Annotated in this window: 16 protein-coding genes; 9 read left to right on the top strand and 7 right to left on the bottom strand. The window is 58.3% G+C overall.

The annotated features are described in order from the left end of the window. Complete coding sequence (locus ACZK5G_RS04910) at positions 1-693, bottom strand: hypothetical protein (RefSeq protein WP_478465482.1); 693 nt, start codon at positions 691-693, stop codon at positions 1-3. 367 nt (positions 694-1,060) lie between these two features. On the opposite strand from ACZK5G_RS04910, the gene ACZK5G_RS04905 reads away from it, so the two are divergent. From ACZK5G_RS04905 to ACZK5G_RS04890, 4 genes are all read left to right on the top strand, one after another. Further along, positions 1,061-2,452 carry a site-specific integrase gene (locus ACZK5G_RS04905; protein WP_478465480.1) on the top strand — a complete coding sequence of 464 codons (1,392 nt, stop codon included), beginning with the start codon at positions 1,061-1,063 and terminating at the stop codon, positions 2,450-2,452. A gap of 81 nt (positions 2,453-2,533) precedes the next feature. Further along, positions 2,534-2,905 (top strand): H-NS histone family protein, encoded by a 372-nt coding sequence (locus ACZK5G_RS04900; RefSeq protein ID WP_478465478.1) that lies wholly within the window; start codon positions 2,534-2,536, stop codon positions 2,903-2,905. A 302-nt stretch (positions 2,906-3,207) separates the two neighbouring features. After that, a complete protein-coding gene (locus tag ACZK5G_RS04895; RefSeq protein WP_478465476.1) occupies positions 3,208-4,164 on the top strand; it encodes a reverse transcriptase domain-containing protein in 957 nt (318 codons plus the stop codon). Next, complete coding sequence (locus ACZK5G_RS04890; RefSeq protein ID WP_478465474.1) at positions 4,161-5,501, top strand: ATP-dependent nuclease; 1,341 nt, start codon at positions 4,161-4,163, stop codon at positions 5,499-5,501. The genes ACZK5G_RS04895 and ACZK5G_RS04890 overlap by 4 nt, the downstream gene beginning before the upstream one ends. An 80-nt stretch (positions 5,502-5,581) precedes the next feature. Here ACZK5G_RS04890 and ACZK5G_RS04885 read toward each other — a convergent pair whose 3' ends face one another. After that, positions 5,582-5,932 carry a helix-turn-helix domain-containing protein gene (locus tag ACZK5G_RS04885; RefSeq protein ID WP_100443450.1) on the bottom strand — a complete coding sequence of 117 codons (351 nt, stop codon included), beginning with the start codon at positions 5,930-5,932 and terminating at the stop codon, positions 5,582-5,584. A 112-nt stretch (positions 5,933-6,044) separates the two neighbouring features. Between ACZK5G_RS04885 and ACZK5G_RS04880 the strand changes: the two genes are divergently transcribed. From ACZK5G_RS04880 to ACZK5G_RS04870, 3 genes are read left to right on the top strand one after another with little or no spacing between them, the layout of a single operon-like run. Beyond that, entirely contained in the window at positions 6,045-6,815 is a 771-nt protein-coding gene (locus ACZK5G_RS04880; protein WP_478465472.1) for a hypothetical protein, read from the top strand. A 31-nt stretch (positions 6,816-6,846) separates the two neighbouring features. Then, the gene (locus ACZK5G_RS04875) at positions 6,847-7,167 is read left to right on the top strand and encodes a hypothetical protein (protein ID WP_185807127.1); all 321 of its coding nucleotides are present in this window, start codon (positions 6,847-6,849) and stop codon (positions 7,165-7,167) included. A gap of 7 nt (positions 7,168-7,174) precedes the next feature. Continuing rightward, positions 7,175-7,636: a hypothetical protein gene (locus ACZK5G_RS04870; RefSeq protein ID WP_478465470.1), complete on the top strand. Its 462-nt coding sequence runs from the start codon at positions 7,175-7,177 to the stop codon at positions 7,634-7,636. Between the two features lie 137 nt (positions 7,637-7,773). On the opposite strand, the gene ACZK5G_RS04865 is transcribed toward ACZK5G_RS04870, so the two are convergent. From ACZK5G_RS04865 to ACZK5G_RS04845, 5 genes are all read right to left on the bottom strand, one after another. Next, on the bottom strand, positions 7,774-8,358 hold the full coding sequence (locus ACZK5G_RS04865; protein WP_478465468.1) for a hypothetical protein: 585 nt from the start codon (positions 8,356-8,358) through the stop codon (positions 7,774-7,776). Between the two features lie 62 nt (positions 8,359-8,420). Next, complete coding sequence (locus ACZK5G_RS04860; protein ID WP_201861827.1) at positions 8,421-9,725, bottom strand: 5-methylcytosine restriction system specificity protein McrC; 1,305 nt, start codon at positions 9,723-9,725, stop codon at positions 8,421-8,423. Between the two features lie 6 nt (positions 9,726-9,731). Continuing rightward, complete coding sequence (locus ACZK5G_RS04855) at positions 9,732-10,829, bottom strand: AAA family ATPase (protein ID WP_478465466.1); 1,098 nt, start codon at positions 10,827-10,829, stop codon at positions 9,732-9,734. A gap of 581 nt (positions 10,830-11,410) precedes the next feature. After that, positions 11,411-13,633: an N-6 DNA methylase gene (locus ACZK5G_RS04850; protein ID WP_478465464.1), complete on the bottom strand. Its 2,223-nt coding sequence runs from the start codon at positions 13,631-13,633 to the stop codon at positions 11,411-11,413. Next, positions 13,630-14,700: a DNA adenine methylase gene (locus ACZK5G_RS04845; protein ID WP_478465462.1), complete on the bottom strand. Its 1,071-nt coding sequence runs from the start codon at positions 14,698-14,700 to the stop codon at positions 13,630-13,632. Before ACZK5G_RS04845 ends, ACZK5G_RS04850 begins: the two co-directional genes overlap by 4 nt. Before the next feature lie 784 nt (positions 14,701-15,484). Between ACZK5G_RS04845 and ACZK5G_RS04840 the strand changes: the two genes are divergently transcribed. Together ACZK5G_RS04840 and ACZK5G_RS04835 are read left to right on the top strand one after the other, a co-directional pair. Continuing rightward, a complete protein-coding gene (locus ACZK5G_RS04840; protein ID WP_478465460.1) occupies positions 15,485-16,591 on the top strand; it encodes a DUF3667 domain-containing protein in 1,107 nt (368 codons plus the stop codon). Positions 16,592-16,666: 75 nt separating this feature from the next. Continuing rightward, on the top strand, positions 16,667-17,110 hold the full coding sequence (locus ACZK5G_RS04835; RefSeq protein ID WP_182267333.1) for a GNAT family N-acetyltransferase: 444 nt from the start codon (positions 16,667-16,669) through the stop codon (positions 17,108-17,110). Positions 17,111-17,147: the final 37 nt, after the last annotated feature.

The following is a 17,147-nucleotide window of genomic DNA, read 5'->3' as shown; positions in this document are numbered from 1 at the left end:
TCAGCTCTGCTTCGCAAGCGCCATCAGGTGACGCAGCGCTCCCGCCCGGTCCTTCCATGTGTCGACGTTCCACGATGGATGGTAGACCCACGTCATCAGGGCTGACCCTCCCTCGTAGTCCAGTGACCAGACTTCCCTGGATTCGATGTAGCGTGGCTTGCTCGCTCCTCGATTCACCTGTTGGGCAATGAAGGGCTCTAAGCCAGGTTGTGGTTCACCATGACTAAAGAACCGCCAAGCGGTGCGACCCAGCACCAGCACCACATCCGGGTTTAGGACTGGCAGGATATCGTTGACCAAAACGTTGCCACCATCCCGCAGCGCCTGGCTGCGCGGCCGATGATTTGCTTTGGTGCCAGCGAAAGACTGGGATAGGTTGATGAAGGCAATGCGCCGCCAGACCTCTGCCGCCTCCGCTATCGAATGCTGACTGTCCCCGGTAAGCACCAGGTCCAAGGCACGGAAGAATGGACCATCACTGGAATCCCGAACCCGAGTAGCCATCCCTTGAAAGATGTTCTTGGTGTATGGCCGGGTCACCTCTACGGCATCGCTGACTCCTTCCGTCCGATAGTGAGACTCCCCAAGCAGCAACAGCCGCTGCCCATCGAAGCCTTGGGAAAAGCGCTCACCCACGTAAGGGACGAAGCGGACAGATGCCGGCCAAACTTCCTCTATCATCGACTTCCTCATGCCACGCCTCCGTCAAACTGGCCCGATTTAGGATGCGGAGAACGAGAAACCAAACTCAAAACCCTAACAACGAAAAAGTTTCATTTAACCAATGTTCAGCAAAAGATGGGAGCCTGAACGTTTTTTGTTAGCTTATATACATTAAACAGTACCAAAATGACTCTTGAGTTTTCGGATGGACCAATCGCCAACTCATTGTTTTTACTAATTATGGTAGCGCAAACCAGCCCGGTACAAATGTGACACTTCCTTGAGCTAGTCGTGTCGTTGCGCAACACTTACGGCGTTCAGATTGATCCCGATTTTGTATTGACCATTTTGGGACCTGTTCTATTGGTACTTCCATCGTCCCGATGGAAGCCAAGCAATGCCCTCCCCCGCTTTAGAACACCTCCACCAATACCTACTCCACCCCATGGGCACTCTCCAGCTCAGGGGCATCCAGGTAGGCAATCTTCGCATCGAGGAATTGAACATCACCGGCCGAGAGGCTGCCATCCACGCTCAAGAAATGCTTGACCGGGCCGACGACCGCCAACGTCGCAGCCGCCGGGCCAATGGCTGCACCCAATACCCTGTCCCGCTGCCTGTCGCATCCGCCCCTCGTCTTCTTTCAGTGGAGATAGCGGATTACGTTAGGTCCCGCGATGACCGAGGCTTGGCGAAGGACACGACAGGCTCCACCTTCCGCACGCTCACCTTGCTCAAGATGGCGTGTGGCGACATCCCCGTCTCCCGCATCGACCATGCCCATATCTATCGCCTCTGGGAGTTGCTGCGGTGGGCTCCGCCATTGCTTCTCTCAGACCCGAAGTATCGCGGCTACACGTATGACCAGGCAGTCGCGCTGGGCAAGGAGCTGGCCGTTCCTCCGCTGGCACCCAAGACGCTTGAGAAGCATCGCCGCTTTCTTTCCACCTTTTTCAAAGGCCTGGTCGAGGCCAACGCGATTCCGGCCTCCCCCATGGCGCCCTTCAAGAAGTTCAAGGAAGACTTGGCCGAAGACGCAGACAAGGCGGAGCGCCTGTTCGACGAGTCAGACCTGCAGAAAATCTTCGCGCAGGAGACCTTTGTTCCCTGGGCAAAGAACCATCCCCACCGCTGGTGGATGCCCATGATCGGCCTCTACACGGGAGCACGCATCAACGAAGTCGCGCAATTGAAGGTTGCGGACATCGTTCAGGAGGCGGGCATGTGGTGGCTCCGCATTCGAGTCACGATCGATCCAGACCTAGCGCATAAGAACCGAGGCAGAAGCCGACAACGCTTGAAAGGCAGGTCCGCCATTCGAGATGTGCCCATCGCACAGCAGCTCATCGACGCTGGCTTCTTGGACTTCGTGGAGGACATTCGGGAGTGCGGCCATCCCAGGCTTTTCCCTCACCTCTCGGCGGGCGTCAACCGCAAAACGGGCGACTCAAACGCTCGCTACAGCCAAGCGGCACTCAACCAGTTCAGCACCTACATGAAGCGTCTGGGCTTCAGAAAGGGGGTTGGGTTTCATGCATTCCGCCACACCATCGCCACAGAACTTCATCACCAGGACATCCCGGAAGAGGTCATCGCACTGATCACCGGGCATTCACCCAACAAGCGTGTCGCCGTCTTGCACGAGGCCTACTTCCACAAAAAACCGGCGTTGGCTCAAAAAAAGAAGGTTCGCACCATCAAGCGTTACCAGCCTAGCGTTGAACTGCCTAAGTATGAGCGAGGTCAGTTCGCAGCACAGCTTTCCGACCCCAGCAAGTTCTACCCATAATGGCCACCCGGCCACCGCGCGTGTGGCAATCAAGCTCGTTCCACACTAGGCTAACGGCTGTCCATTTTGAGGAAATCTCTAATGCCTATCGATTTGACGGGATTGTCGGTCAAAGAGTTGCGCTCTTTGATCAGCACCGCAGAGAAGCAGCAGACCAAGATCCTGACACGCCCGAAGGCTGCTGCCATGCGTGCCAAGATCAACAAATACGTCAAGGATCATGGCTACACAATCAAGGAACTCTACGGAGTTCCTGATGCGGCGGCGCCCAGCAAGTCCAAGAAGACAAACGTCCGGAGAAGCCCTTCGGCCCGCAAACTGGGCAAGGTGGCTCCGAAGTATCGCAACCCGGCCAATCCGAACGAGACTTGGACTGGGCGTGGCAGACAGCCCAAGTGGATGGCCCAGCTGGTTGCCATGGGCAGATCCCCTAGCGACTTCCTTGTCGCCTGACCTACGTCACGCTGGGCAGGTGGCTCAGTGCGGCGCAATGCTTCCAGTTCCAGGCCCTGCGTTGGGCGCCGGTGGTGCGGGCGAACCCGGGTGAACTTGTAAGCCAGCTGGGAACCATGCTAGGGTTACTCCATACCAGCGACCAGGAGTAGCTCCGGTCTAACGTCTGGTCCCTAGGGCGTTTTATCAACTTACGTATGCCCGGTCGCAGGCTCACGCCCGACCGGGCATTTCGTTTGTGCATCTCTGGCCGGTAATGGGCTACGCTTTCTTCCATTCTAGGGAGCCATAGGCCGCAATTCATGACCCCGCAGCCGTTGCATAAGCTGTTCGACGCCATGTATCACGGCAAATACCGCTTCGACGAATTCTTGGCCCTTTCCCCTGGAGAGAACTACAGCCCGGTCAGCTGGAAGAGCCGCACCATCTACAAGCCGTCCAAGATCCTGAAGGACTTCCATGCCTTCCTCAACGGCTTTGTTTTGGAGCACCTGCCTGTCGACACTTCAGTTTCTTTTGCATATCGCAAGGGAGCGACCCTCGTTCAGGCGGTCGAACCACATGCGAACAGCCGAGCCTTCTTCCAGACTGACCTAGAAAGGTTTTTCGATAGCATCACGACGCCGTTGGTTCGCAAGGTTCTGATGGAGAGCGCGACACCCGTTGCAGACCTTCCTGATCACCTGGAGCATATCCTCGGGTTGCTTACCATCGATGGGAAGCTGCCTATCGGCTACTCCACCTCCCCTATTGTGAGTAACGCCTGCCTGCTCCCTTTTGACCGTCGCATGGTCCAAATCAGCCAGGACCGGGGATGGATTTACACGCGCTATGCCGACGACATCATGCTATCCACTCAGGAGCGCGCCAATCTTTCAGACGCAGAGGCTGTCATTGAAGACTGCCTTGCTAGTGAGCTGGGCGATGAATTCAATCTCAACCCGGCAAAGAGCAAGCTGACAACGGTAGGCAGGAAGGTCAAGCTCTTGGGGCTGGTGATCCTGCCCACGGGCGCCATTGCCATTGATCGGGATGTCAGGAACCGGATTGAGGCCTGGATCCACTTCTACCTCAGCGACCGGGCGCGGCTATTAAGAATATTTGAGGAAACGTATAGCCAAGGAATGGAAGAAGGGTTAGAGCGGCTCAGTGGCCTCATCAGCTATGCCCACGCCGCCGATCCAGCCTATCTTGAGAAGCTTAGGAACAAGTTCGGCACCACCGTCATTGACAGCCTCCTGCATAGGTCTGCCCAATGAGCCGCCTCCAAGTAACGCTTGACGCTATCCAGCACGTGGCGCATCTCCACTTGGACGTGGATCTTTCCAAGAGCGGACTGATGTGCCTTGTCGGCCGAAACGGGGCAGGCAAGACGACCTTGGTGCGAGCTCTTCGGAACCTGTCCAACTCGGACACGTTCATACGGACAGCGACACCCTATGCCTTCTCTCAGAAAAGCCGGATCGTTTACGCCCTAGACGGCGAGCAAGCAACGTTCACCTACAACAGCGCCCTCCGCTCTCTGGATTGTCGAGACAAGATATCCAAGGAGTTACGCGACCTTGTGGACGCGGAGCTCCCGATGCCTTACGGAGCTCGGTTCAACTACTTCAAAAGCGCCAGCGATGCTGATCAAGACATTCGCAAAGCCATTGCGCTAACAACCTATCATTCTCCCGAGGAGCTGATCGCCTTTTTGAACGCTGTCTACGAAACCGACCGCTACTTGGCAATGGCCGAGATCCGGGTCAGGGGAAAGAGCTACTACGCTCTTGTCATGGATGATGGCACATACATCCGAGAGGATTACCTCAGTTCCGGGGAGCACTTCCTCATCAATCTTTACCGCACAATCAAAGGCTCTTCCAAGCTCTTGGTGATTGACGAGATTGACCTTTCGTTAGACGCAGCAGCCCAAGCGAATCTTCCAGGTTGGCTGCGTGGGTTTTGCGCAAAATACGATCGCAAGATCCTATTCACAACCCACTCTCTCGCGCTTATGCGGCAGTTAGAGGTTGATGAGCTCTTCTACATGGAGCGGGAGACTACCCAGGTCTCAATAAAGCCAATCTCCTACAGCTACGCGATGGCGAGGCTATTTGGATTTGAAGGGTATGACAGATACATCTTGACAGAGGACAAGATGCTTACTGCCTTCATTGGTCACATCGTATCTAAGCATTGCGAAAAAACTCTTCTTCGCCACAAGATCATCTTCATCGGCGGCGGCTCTCAGATTGCCGAGCTCATCAGTAAGAATCGAACGGAAGAGTTCTTGGCCCCACGTGATAAGGTCATCGCGATCTTGGATGCAGACCAGAAGAACGAAAAATTTGCCGGGGACCCGGGCATTTACACCATCCCGCTGGATAGCGTAGAAAAAGCTCTGCTAAGCGCGAGCCGAGAGGATGCAGACTTCCCCTTCAGGACACACAAGAGCGATTACACCAACGGTCGGAGCTTGAACTACGACATCAGAGACCAGAGAATCGCCACTCAAGAGGATATCTTTGACTACCTTCTTGAAAGGCATAGGGATGATTTCCAGGACATAGTTGGAACCATTTGTGCCTTCTTGCCTCAACCACAAACCTAGTGGCTCCAGCGTTTTCCCCCTTGAAGAGCTGCAAGCCCTATTAGCAGAGCTAGAGGTCTAATTTAAACACCTCGTGGTGCCTAGCCCTCGATCACCGACCCGCGTTTTTTGGCGAAATCACGCATCTGACGCAGCAGCTCCTCCTGCGCCCCTTCTGGCAACTGTGACATCACTAGGATGGCTTCTGCCATGGGTTCGCTGACAGCGTGGAAGTAGGCGACGGGCAGCTCCAAGGCCTCCGCCAGTTTTGCCATGCTCTCGTTGTCCGGCATCCGATCGCCTCTCTCGTAGCGAGAAATCCTAGGGGCGGCAGTGTTTTCCTCCTCCAACCCCAGCACCGCTCCCAACGCAGCCTGGGTCAGTCCCTTGCTCAGCCTCGCCTCGCGTAAACGGCGACCAAAGGTAGAGGCGGGGGGAAGCGCTGCGGGCATGGAGAAGACCAACGAATGCTGAATTGACCCGTTAGTCTGCCGCTTCCAATCTTGCCCTGCATTTGCCATATTTGCAAATACCGCCAAGCGGGCGGTTTTGCAGGGGATTTGAATGAAGCATCGTGGACAAGGAGCGTTCCTCGCGCTCGTGGCTTTGGGCCTTTGCCCGCACTTCTCTGCCGACGCGCAGAGCCCTTGGAATTCGGATCAAACCGGTGAAAGGCCCGGCTTCTTCCGCCAGTTGGGAAAGAGCCTGAAAGACGCAGGCCAGCAAGCCCTGGGGGCCAAGCCGGCAACCGGCTCCGCGTCGGCCACTGGTCCGCTCTACGCCCCGATCAGTGGTGCTGGCCGGATCAATGGGCTGTTCAAGAACGAGGACCACCAGAGCGCGCAGCAGGGCTGGCTGGATTGGCCCCGGGTCGCGCTGACCTACAAAGAATGGGGCGCAAGCCTGCCCTGTTGGACCGTGGAAGCCCGGATCTGGACCAGCCCCACCGCTTCCACCACCGAGACCTTCCGAGCCTGCGCCGACGCCCCGTTGACCATCCGGGACGACCTGGGCGAAGAAGCGGAGCTCAACAGCAATGCTCGAGCCAAGGCCACCACCGACGTGATGGTGGGCCTGAGGGTTCGCGCTGGAAAGCCGAACACGGGCGACGATCGGACCACTGGCCCTACCCCGCCCCGTGAGCCCTTCAACGTGCGCACGACCCGCGAGGGGGTCGCTTGGCAGGCCCGAAAAGTGGCCTTGAGCGCCGCTTGGGTCTCCGGCTTCCTGCGGGCGGACGACCTGTATCCCGGCCCCTCGGGAATGCTCACGCCCTTCCGCGACACCCGCATGTGGATCGCCGGGTTTGATCCGGCCGGCAACCGCGACAAGTAAGACCCCAATCCTCAACCAGGAAGAGACCCTCATGAACACGATCAGGAACATCGCTTTCAGCTTGACCGCCGCTTTGGCGCTGACGGCCTGCGGCAGCAAACCCTCCGATGATCAGGCCAAGAAAGCTATCACCGCCGAGTTTGAGCGCGTGCTCGGCAGCCAAGTTTGGGTGAAGGAGTATCGGGACTTCAGCCTGAGCGGCTGCAAGAAATCGGAAACGGCCGAGGGAGTGATTTGCGACGTGGGCGGCTCGGTCGTCCTCGACATCGGTGGCGTCGCCCAGGCGCGGCCGTTCGTCCAGCCGGTTCGCTTTTCGAAAGCATCCGGCGAATGGACCGCTCACAAGCTCTGAGGCCACCATGACCACGCGTTCTTACGCCCATGTCGGTTGCGCGACGGTCCTGCTGGGAGGCGCCGGCCTGCTCTTTGTAGCCGGCGGCCTTGAGGCCCAGCAGCAGGGCGCCCCGCTGGGCTGGCTCGCTATCGCGGGCGGCTTGGCAATCTGGGCCGTCTTGGGTTTTCTCTACTGGATCAACGCCCGGGCCTACCGGCGTCAGGAAGAGGCCCAACGGCAACCGTACTCCGCACCCTCGCCGAAGCGAAGCTTGTTCTGGAAAGGCTTCTTCGTGACCTGGGCGATCGTGACGGCCACCCACGTGGCAGCTTTCTTGGGGATGGGTTTTGCTGACCTGCTTCCACATCCTGAGCAAAGCAGAGCGTTCTTCAGCCTGCTCGTCCTAGCGCTTGTGCCAGCGCACGTGGTGGTTCCGGTGTTGGGCGGGGTTGTTTACAGCATGGTCCGGTCAACGGCATCGGCATAGCCTTGCTTCGGGCTGCTCCAGCTTCCCATCGGACCTTGCGTGTTCGTCGTCGGGCCGCTGATGGCCCGACGCGAAAACCGGAAGGCGGCAGAGGAGACACTTTTGATGCCTCCTCTGCGGGCAACGTCGAGAAACCGTCAGTTGTGCTCCTGATGGCCCGTCACCAAGTCCCAGAAGCCGGCAGCTGAATAGTTAGGGTGCCTCGGAGCCGCGCAGGCTGCCGAGATAAACGTAGAAATGCTGTGTGCTGGCAGCGTATTGACCGTGGTGAAAACGGCTACGATTTCTCCGACTCTTTCTTGAACGAGAACAATGATGTCCTTGTCTCCGTTCACCGCCGATGGCTGAGCATTAGTGAGTGAGGCTTGACTTGCGACGCGCACAAATCTCCATTCCAGGTCTCGCGCGGTGGTAGGAGGCTCGAACGATGCGTCATCAAACTGCGGCACTCCAAAGCCGTGCATCAATTTCCCTGAATACGCATTAACGGTCGTTGCAACCCCATTTCTGTTCCGTAGGACCGGGTTCGGAAGAGGGAAAAATGCTCTCGCTATCGCTTCAAAATCCTTAAATCCGTTAAATCGAAGATCCCGAGCCCCGCCTCCAGCACTTGGATCATCGTTAGACTGGCCCACAAACTTTCTCCAGTCACCGTCCGGCACCGTTTTAAAGAGAATGCGCTCCGGATTTCCGTAGATACCTGCCGCTGTCACTGCTGCCATGAGACCCTCCTGATGGTCTGGATTGAACTTCCTACAGGACATCCATAGCTGACATTCGATCCCTATTTCAAGAGCTCAGGCAACTTTTCCAGACCCTGCCTAATTTCTTGGACAAAGCTGGCTAACGCTCGGCGGCCCGATATGCCACGGACCTCAATAGACACCGCCAAGATTGGCCCGCAGCCGGATATCTGAACCTGCTCCAGCACTTCAATCCTTCCCAGAGGAACAACGGGCGATGACGCGAGCCGCGGGTAAGCAAGTATCACAGGGAGCCCTTTGCTCGCCATAGAAAAGGCCATGGACTCATAGATGTCTGACTCGGCGGCGCGCTCACGACCACGGTCAACTCGGCCTTTGTATTTCGCATCCACATGGAACCGGCGTCCATCTGAAAAAATGGATGTATCCGGCCTGACATTAAGCTTGCCCATTTTTCCGTAGGGATAATGTCTCATCCCCAGTTCCAGAGGCGGTTCCGCCAGCACGTTGCCTGCGCCAAAGCCAAGGCGAAGGGCAATGGTGACGAGATCCTGCCATAGCTGCCACGTCCCCATGACGAACCCAGGAGCCCTAGCCTCGCCTTCATTGAACCCCATGCCAAAGCCGTTCACCACATCCACCGAAAGATCCATCAATGCCTGCCAACGCCGCGACCGACCGGGGACCACCTGGTGAAGCAAATGTCCACGAGGGAGGCGAGGCTGAACTCCCAAATGTGATCTCACTCTGGACAGATCAGCGCTCGCGGCCGGGTTTCGGACGTGCCTACGTGCAACCCCGGCAGCAGCAGAAATGATGGCATTGTGGCGGTTGGCCCTGCTGTATCGGATGACCTCCTGCGGATATCCAGCCGCTCCTGGAATGCGTAAATCAAATGGGTCTACGTCACCGTCGAGAAAGAAATCGTGATCGATGGATCTTTTGTAGGATCTGATTGGGCGGTGGTGATGCTCCCAATACATCTCAGTGATCGCCCGAGCCAACAACGAGTCAAGATCGCTGTCCACATCGGTGTCGGCCCGTATGCGATCAGAGGCGAGCACGTGTCCATGCTTGGAGAGCATGGCAAGAAAGAAAAAATCCTCCTGCCATCCAGCACCGTCAGCGTGTTCCCCCAGAAACTTGGGCGCGATCTCGAGCTCGCAGGATCGCCCCAAATGAAGAAGGCCCGCGACCTTACTGGAAGATACCAACGGCCCGCTCACCTCAATCGGCGACTTCTTGAGCCCAACCTGACGCGCAATTCGTGCGCCGGCATCGGCGATGTGCCGGGCAGCCTCAGCCGTCCCCTTCCCCATTGACGCTGCGAGGGACGGAAGAAGGTTTACCGGCTGCCCATACTCTACGACGGAGAAGCGGGCCATCTAGAGCTACTTTCCAGCAATGCTTCGGAGGCCCTTATACAAAGCCTTGCGTGTCCACTGGCTCTCCCCTTCCAAAGCGTATCGAAGCTCGGTGCCGAAAGTGTGCTCAACAAGCTTCAATGGTGACTCCTCGTTGGCGAACTCGGTGGCGTTCAAGGCAATAGCCACGCTACGGAGGTCCCCATAGAAGACCTCTGTGACATGGGCCACCACCTTGTCCCACCCCTTAGCCAGCAGCATTGTCGCCTCTTCGAGTGAAAGGGATGCTGACCAATCCTGCATCAATACGCCATGCCCCACCTGAAAGTCCCTTCCACGCCCTATGGCTATCCTCTCGTTGACCGCCGCCCATGCCCGGGCACTTGCCTCGGCAAGGTCGGCCACGACGCTGGGCTCCTCGGGAAGCTCCCGCTTATGGCCCCCTTCAATCTGAAAGTGGCTTCTTAAGACCGCTTCATCCGGATTGAGCCGGTACGGCTCAAACCGACGGAGGAAAGCAACATCAATGGGCTCCACTGAGCTGTCTGCCTGGTTCTGAACCGCCAGAATGAAGAGACGGTCTGGCAGTGCATACTCCTCAATGAGACCCGTCGGAGGCATCATCACTTCAAAGAACTGCGTGAGCCCGTGAGGACTTCCATCAGGACTGAGGCGCTTGTCCGCCTCGATCGCCACCATGGAGCCACCAAAGACCTGCACGGCGGGGCCTCGGTTGATTTCATCGATGACCAACAGAGAGGCGCACCCTTCTTGGCGCGCATGTTGCGCTGCTCGGAATAGCGTGCCTTCTACAATAGTGAACTGACCGGCCTTGCCCTCACCGACAGCTGGAGCAAGCCCAGTTACAAAGTCCCGGTATTTCGAGTTCTGATGGAAAACCGTTCGGAAGACCTTCGCCTCCTCTGCATCTTGGATGGCCACATCATCGCCATGACTTAGCGTCGGCGTGCCCTGTGAACCTAGACTGCCCGCCTGAAACGCTGCGGCAATCTCCGAAAGCAGTCGCGTCTTGCCAACGCCGGGAGGGCCCGAAAGCAAGACATTCTTCGATGAAGCCAGGAGATTTAGAACTTCGCGCACGGCGACAGATGCGGAATCAGACATGGCAATGCATCCGTCCAGATTGCAAATCGAAGAATCCGTAAGATGCCCGGCGTGTAGATTTTTTGCTGTCTAGGCAGCCGAGAATGTGCTGCTTCACTGCCGCGCTCCATTTGTCTTTGCGAAGCGAAGCCTCAGTTGTAAACCGGGGCCAGATGTCGCCATCATCTGTCTGAATGAGCAGAAGCAGCACACGGTCTCCCGCAGTTATCGGCGGGATGACCCCTTGGAAAACACCGTAGGTGTGAACGCGTGTAATCCGCCACTCACCCTCCCGAGCGCTGGTAGGAGGCTCGATGTAGGCAGCTTCAGAGTGAGTTTCCTGCTTGACGCCTGCACCAGACTTCCAGCAGAACTGCCCCCGGTGACGGATAATGGTCGTCGAGACTTTGTTTCGCCTCCGATTCGCCTTCTCCTGGACTGGGAACATCGCCAAAACGATGGCCTTAAGCTCTTCGTCTCCGCGGAAGCGAAGGTCTCGTGCCCCGCCCCCCGTGTCAGAGTCGTGAGACTGCGCAACAAACTTCCTGCGGTCTCCTGGGAGGATTTCCTTCCAAAGAACTCGGGCGATACCTGCTGCCCCTTTACGTTGACTCGACCCGCTCTGCTCCATAAGTGCCCCCTTCCTCCGGCTCGAAACCTGAATGCTGAGCTGGAACAAAGGCGATCGCCCCTGCGTCCTGCGCAGCAACCATTCGCCGTTGCCAAGGGTCCTTGCCGCCGGACATGCCGGCGAGCACAGAGTCCCAAGTGATCGTTGACCGGCTGTCCTGTTCCAAGGAAGGCTGTCCCCGATCCAACAACGGGAAATCAGCGGCCATTAGATCAAGTTCTGCAAGGGTGACGCTATAGGCACGGGCCACTTCGACATCAATCCTTGTGCGCAGTCCTGCGGCCTCACGGTCGGTTTCAGGGGTCCTGGCAGCCAAGTTAAGCTCATGAAGCTCCCGGGCAGCGGTGGCCAGACGCCTCCAAGGCAACCCGTTGGGCTTTATCGAGGGCATGGGGATACTTAAGAGCACAAAGTAGTTGATGCTGGTCGTAAGGACCCTGCGGAGCATCCAGTCAAAGGTCAAACTATTGACGACGGCCAGCCACACGAAGAGGCGATCCTCATCGGGGTCATTGGGGAAGCAGACTGTTGGGACCTTGTTACCGCACACATAGCCCGGCTCCACCAGGGCTGCCATCATGGAGCGCTCGTTAGTCTGACCTGCGATATCACAGAAGCCGACCCTACGGCGCTGGATGCGCTCTTGGGCCTTGGCAGGACAGTCCTTCGCAGCGATGTAGAACTGAGGGACAACCTCAGCCCCTCCCAACGGAAGGCTTTCCCAGACGGCTGAACGGCCCGATCCAGCGACGTAGGCCTTCGCACCAAAGCGGTGTTGCTGAACATGACGGCCTTCAATAACTCCGATCCTTCCCTTCCCCGGACACCGTGTGAAATATGAGCGCTGGCCTGTCATGTCGACCTCGCGGCAGAACTCTGCAAACCAAGGCGAAAGAGGGTCGTCCATACGCTCTCCACGCTCAACCAAACGCTGGAACAATGCCCAGCTCGCATTGCTATGGACCTCCGGCACACTAAGGTCCGGCCGCACTGCGCGCAGGGTCTTCCTTCCAATGCGAACTCGGCTCAACACCTCCGTCTCTGTTTCCGTCCCACCCTCACGGGTCAGTTGGATAGGCTCCTTTGTATGGGTGTTAGCGTGCTGAGTAAAGCTGAGCGCCAAGAACTTAAAGCGGGTATCTATTCCAAAGAAGCGGGCGCGATTGTCGAACAGCCCAATCTCAAGCCGTTCAGCGCGGTCGAAAAGTGCTTCCCGGAGGGCTTGAGTACCTTGAGAGCGTATCAGCCCCCCCGGGACCAAGACTGATGCCTGACCTCCCGGCTTCAGCAGATTCAAGTAAAGCGCCATGAAAGCCGCATACAAGTCTGGCTCGCCTCGCACCAGGAGAGGAAAACGCCTCGCCAGGAACTCTGCGTAAGACTTCACCTCGCCCGACGATGCTTCGAACGCCGCGCGGTCCATGTGTTCGAGATCAGAGCCGTAGTGACGAGCGGTGCCCTTTCCCAAGAGGAACTCGTGCTTAGTTAGACGAACTTTTTCCCACGGGGGATTAGCAATGATCGCGTCAAAGCCGCGCGGAGCCATCCTTTCCCACTCTGCCGCCTCGAGCGCAAGGCTGTCGCCTGCTCTCCAACGGCTACGCATCTCGATAACCGCACTAAGGTCATCGGTGAGCGCCGCTAGAGACAATGTTGCCCCGCGAAGCGCAGCTTCAGAAAGGTCCATTGCATGGACGCCATTCCGAAGCCAACGAGCCGTCATCCGACGATCATCCCCGCATACAGCCAAGGTCAGCGCTACAAGCAAAATCCCCGAACCCGATGCCGGATCGATGACCTTACTCTTGGCGGTTAGGTTCGGAGCCAAGACCTTCGCCAGACGCTGAGCGAGTCGAAAGTCTGTGTGATACGCCCCAGTGCTTTTCTGCTGGGACGCCGTAAGTGCCTCCCGAGAGAGTGCACTCAGAGCAAGGGCCGGTTCAATGCCAGCCATACGAATCCGTGCAAGCACTGCGCCGGCGACTTCGTCCAGCTGAGCAGCTGGAGCAATCAAAGCCCGGCCAAAAGCTCCTTGGAACTCTGCAACGTCGTGTGAGCCAAGGCGTGCTGCCACAGCCTCCAGCAACTGGAATCGAGCTTCTTCCTGCTTAGACTTGAACTGGCTTGAGAAATCGCGAATCTGAGACGCCGCAGCTCGCAGCCGCGCTTGTTCCAATGTTCCAGGTGAACTCATTTCCGTGCCGTCGCACTCATTCTTGGCAGCGAGGCCGCTGACTTCGGCTCGATGACGACGAGGTATTCACTGACCTCAGAAGCGTTGTCACTCGCCTTCTGATTTGGCCTGTAGCGACCAATACTTGCCAGTGGTTCAACATTGACAACGCCAGTGTCAACCAAACGTTCGGTCAGCTCGTCCAGATCAACGTGACCTTCGCTGCTGTAGGACAAGAGGACTCGCCGTGCGTCAACACCTTGAATCAGGCCAACCAATGCCCCGAGCGCCTTTCGCTTGTAGCAAAAGTCGGATGCCAGATGCTGCCAAGGGCGAAGTCCCGAAACACCCTCCACCACGGGAGCATCGCCATGAACGATCGTTTCCAGGAGGTGGTAATAGGACGCGTATTGGCGCTTCGTGTAAGGGGGATCCAAGTAGACGGTGTCATCAGGGGTAATGCTGACATCCATCACGTCCCCCACCGAAATGTCGACTGGCATCCCTTCGTCGACCAAATCACGCGGACGAAGCAAAAGGCTTCCTTGGCTCTGCGCCGTCCAGCGCGACAAGAAGCATCCGTAGGTGCCCGCAATATTGGCCACACGATTGGCGGCTGAAAGCAGATCTGCCAACAGCACTCGTTCTTCTGAAGAATTCAGCAGCCCCGCCTTGCTCCAGTCGAAAATCTGCGAACGGCAGCTGTCGATACGCGCGGCGTTGGCCTCGGTGAAGTAGCGACGTTCTATACCTGCGCGGGAATGCTGCAAGGAAGCCGGGCTGTACTCGCTCCAGATGAACCCCCGCCGGCCGTCTAGTTCGTTCAGCCGCTCTATCGCTGAGGTGTAGCCTCCCAGCTCAGCGAAGGGCACCTGATTGCGGCCCGTCAGCCGAGCCGAGCTCATGACAGCAGCGTAAGACAGGTGGTCGTTCAGCAACACAGGCCAGCCTAGCTGGGATGCCTGGGCTGCCACAGAGCCCATGCCACAGAAGGCGTCAACGAAGCGACCTTTCCCGGAATATTGCCCGATGAAGGGTGCCAAGCCATCCACGAGGCGAGTCTTCGAACCGATGTATCGCAAGGTCACTGAAGCTCTCCTAAGGGCCCACAAAGTGCTCTAACAGACTGAACAGCCAAGGATTCCAAACTAACGGAATCTTCCGTGCAGTCAAGGGCCGGACAGCGGAACCGATTGTAACATCTGGACCGACGACGGCTCAGAGCCTCCTGGGCCGCCCGCTCTACCCGTCCCTCCTGAAGGGGACAAGGTCAAGGCACTCTCCCACTGTTTCCCGTCCCCCTCGGAAGCTATGATGGACAGGACACAACACAGGACACACTCCTGGTTTGCGATCTGTTGCAGGGTCAAGGGGTTAGGTTCGAGTCGATCCGATCCCCCTCTCTCCGCCAGATAACTGAAAAAGGCTGCCCCCAGGGGCGGCCTTTTTCAGTTATCTGGCGCGGGACGCGAAGTGCGCTGCGCGCGCTTCGCCCCAAACGTTGCTGCGCAACCTTTGGGCCCCTCCCTTTGCCGGCCTCTCCCCGCCCCTGTCGGGGCAGCCCCTCAACAGAGGGGCTTGTTCCTCCAGATGCGCGACATGCACGGACAGATCACCGCAGGCGGGTCCCGAGGCGCAACGCGCATCGGGATCGGGTGCATGGATGCACACGACAATCCCCCTCTCTCCGCCCCTGTCGGGGCAGCCCCTCAACAGAGGGACTTGTTCCTCCAGATCCATCAGTAGATCCACGCCAGGCGTGGATGCTTTTGATCGCCTTACGCACGCTCGTTGGCACTCCAAAACAAAGCTGAACGAAACCTGAAAATTCGCTATCGTAGGCGCCTTCATCCGACGCCTGGCCCATTGCCCATGAGTTCGACCGACAGCGCTCACGCCGACTGCGAGAACTGCAACACCGCCCTGCAGGGCCACTACTGCCATCGCTGCGGGCAATCGGCGCACAACCCGCTCAAGCACGTGGGCCACGCCATTGAAGAAGTGTTCGAATCCTTCTGGCACCTGGACGGGCGCATCTTCCGCACGCTGCGCGATCTCTGGGTTCCCGGCCGCATCACGCAGAACTACCTCAAGGGCCGCCGGGTCGGATACGTGCAGCCTTTGCGGCTGTTCGTCATCCTCACCCTGTTTACGTTCTTCATCGGCAAACTGTTCGTGCACGTCGACGACATCCGCATGGGCGGAGGCGATTCGCTGTATGCCAAGTCCATCACCGTTGAACAGATCGAGGCCGCACGCGCGAAACAGCTGACGATGATCGATCAACAGCAGGCCAGCTCACCTGCTACCGGCAACGCCGGCTTCGCCATGGCCAGAGCGGCGGTGAATGCGGCAGCCGCACAGCGCAAAGCCGAGCTCACCGGCACCAGCAAGGAGGTCGCCACGACCGAGCCCCGCACCTTCTTCAACCACACCGTCAACGGCAAACCGTGGGACGCTGACACCAACCCCATCGTGGTGGCCGGCTGGCCCCGGTTCGCCAACAACTGGCTCAACAAGCGCCTGCACAACGGCAACGCCAACATCCAGCGCATGGGGGGCAAGACCGATCTGTACATGCAGGCGATCCTGACCGCATTGCCCGGTGCCCTGTTCTTCCTGATGCCGGTGTTCGCGCTGGTACTGCGCATCGCCTACGTGCCACGGCAGATGGGGTATCTGGAACATCTGGTGGTGGCGCTGTACAGCCACTGCTGGCTGATGATGGTGCTGCTGGCAACCTTCCTCATCGCCGGCATCAGCAGCGCGCTCGCATCCCCCGCCTTCGCCGCCGCCAGCCAATGGCTGTATGCCCTGCTGTGGCTGGCGGTCCCGGTCTATCTGTTGTGGATGCAGCAACGCGTGTATGGCGGCAACAAGGCGCTGACCGTGTTGCGCTACCTTGCCATCGGCGGCGTCTACCTGTTCCTGGTGAGCTTCGTGGTGATGTATGCGGTGCTGGCGGGAATCTCGGCCTGAGGGATACACGCACGGCATCCGGCCCATGAATCCACGTGTAGCGTGGATCTACTGACGATCGTCTATCGTGGGCCCATGAACCTCCGCCTCTACCGACCCGCAGATGCCAGCGCCTGCCTGTCGATTTTCGACAGCAACGTGCCCACCTACTTCGCGCCCGAAGAGCGCAGCGACTTTGAACGCTTCCTGCGTGAGCAGGCCATGGACTGCGCCTTCCAGGTGATCGAGCGCGACCACCGCATCGTGGCCTGTGGCGGCCTGTCGCGACGCGGTGATGGCAGTGCCGGTTTCTGCTGGGGCATGGTGCAGCACGCGCTGCACCGGCATGGACTGGGACGCGAACTGGCGCTGGCGCGCCTGCGCCAGGCCGAAGCGGATCCCTCGATCAATCGCGTCACGCTCAGCACCAGCCAGCACACCCAGGGCTTCTACGCCGGCCTGGGCTTCCAGGTGACACGTGTGGTGCCCGATGGCCACGGCGCCGGGATCGACGCTGTGGAAATGGAGCGGGAGCTCTAGCGCTCCCGCCCCGGTCCCATCCACGCCCGCCGTGGTT

Source organism: Stenotrophomonas sp. 62841_Sma, from assembly GCF_056482945.1.
Note: the sequence above shows the minus strand (reverse complement) of the source record. Positions and strands in the feature narration are given on the sequence as shown.

What these genes read in the sequence shown, in the direction of transcription:
- ACZK5G_RS04905 (WP_478465480.1), top strand. Translation starts at nt 1,061, where the DNA reads ATGCCCTCCCCCGCTTTAGAACACCTCCACCAATACCTACTCCACCCC.
- ACZK5G_RS04865 (WP_478465468.1), bottom strand. Translation starts at nt 8,358, where the DNA reads ATGGCAGCAGTGACAGCGGCAGGTATCTACGGAAATCCGGAGCGCATT.
- ACZK5G_RS04875 (WP_185807127.1), top strand. Translation starts at nt 6,847, where the DNA reads ATGAACACGATCAGGAACATCGCTTTCAGCTTGACCGCCGCTTTGGCG.
- ACZK5G_RS04910 (WP_478465482.1), bottom strand. Translation starts at nt 693, where the DNA reads ATGAGGAAGTCGATGATAGAGGAAGTTTGGCCGGCATCTGTCCGCTTC.
- ACZK5G_RS04885 (WP_100443450.1), bottom strand. Translation starts at nt 5,932, where the DNA reads ATGCCCGCAGCGCTTCCCCCCGCCTCTACCTTTGGTCGCCGTTTACGC.
- ACZK5G_RS04850 (WP_478465464.1), bottom strand. Translation starts at nt 13,633, where the DNA reads ATGAGTTCACCTGGAACATTGGAACAAGCGCGGCTGCGAGCTGCGGCG.
- ACZK5G_RS04855 (WP_478465466.1), bottom strand. Translation starts at nt 10,829, where the DNA reads ATGTCTGATTCCGCATCTGTCGCCGTGCGCGAAGTTCTAAATCTCCTG.
- ACZK5G_RS04895 (WP_478465476.1), top strand. Translation starts at nt 3,208, where the DNA reads ATGACCCCGCAGCCGTTGCATAAGCTGTTCGACGCCATGTATCACGGC.
- ACZK5G_RS04880 (WP_478465472.1), top strand. Translation starts at nt 6,045, where the DNA reads ATGAAGCATCGTGGACAAGGAGCGTTCCTCGCGCTCGTGGCTTTGGGC.
- ACZK5G_RS04890 (WP_478465474.1), top strand. Translation starts at nt 4,161, where the DNA reads ATGAGCCGCCTCCAAGTAACGCTTGACGCTATCCAGCACGTGGCGCAT.
- ACZK5G_RS04860 (WP_201861827.1), bottom strand. Translation starts at nt 9,725, where the DNA reads ATGGCCCGCTTCTCCGTCGTAGAGTATGGGCAGCCGGTAAACCTTCTT.
- ACZK5G_RS04900 (WP_478465478.1), top strand. Translation starts at nt 2,534, where the DNA reads ATGCCTATCGATTTGACGGGATTGTCGGTCAAAGAGTTGCGCTCTTTG.
- ACZK5G_RS04870 (WP_478465470.1), top strand. Translation starts at nt 7,175, where the DNA reads ATGACCACGCGTTCTTACGCCCATGTCGGTTGCGCGACGGTCCTGCTG.
- ACZK5G_RS04835 (WP_182267333.1), top strand. Translation starts at nt 16,667, where the DNA reads ATGAACCTCCGCCTCTACCGACCCGCAGATGCCAGCGCCTGCCTGTCG.
- ACZK5G_RS04840 (WP_478465460.1), top strand. Translation starts at nt 15,485, where the DNA reads ATGAGTTCGACCGACAGCGCTCACGCCGACTGCGAGAACTGCAACACC.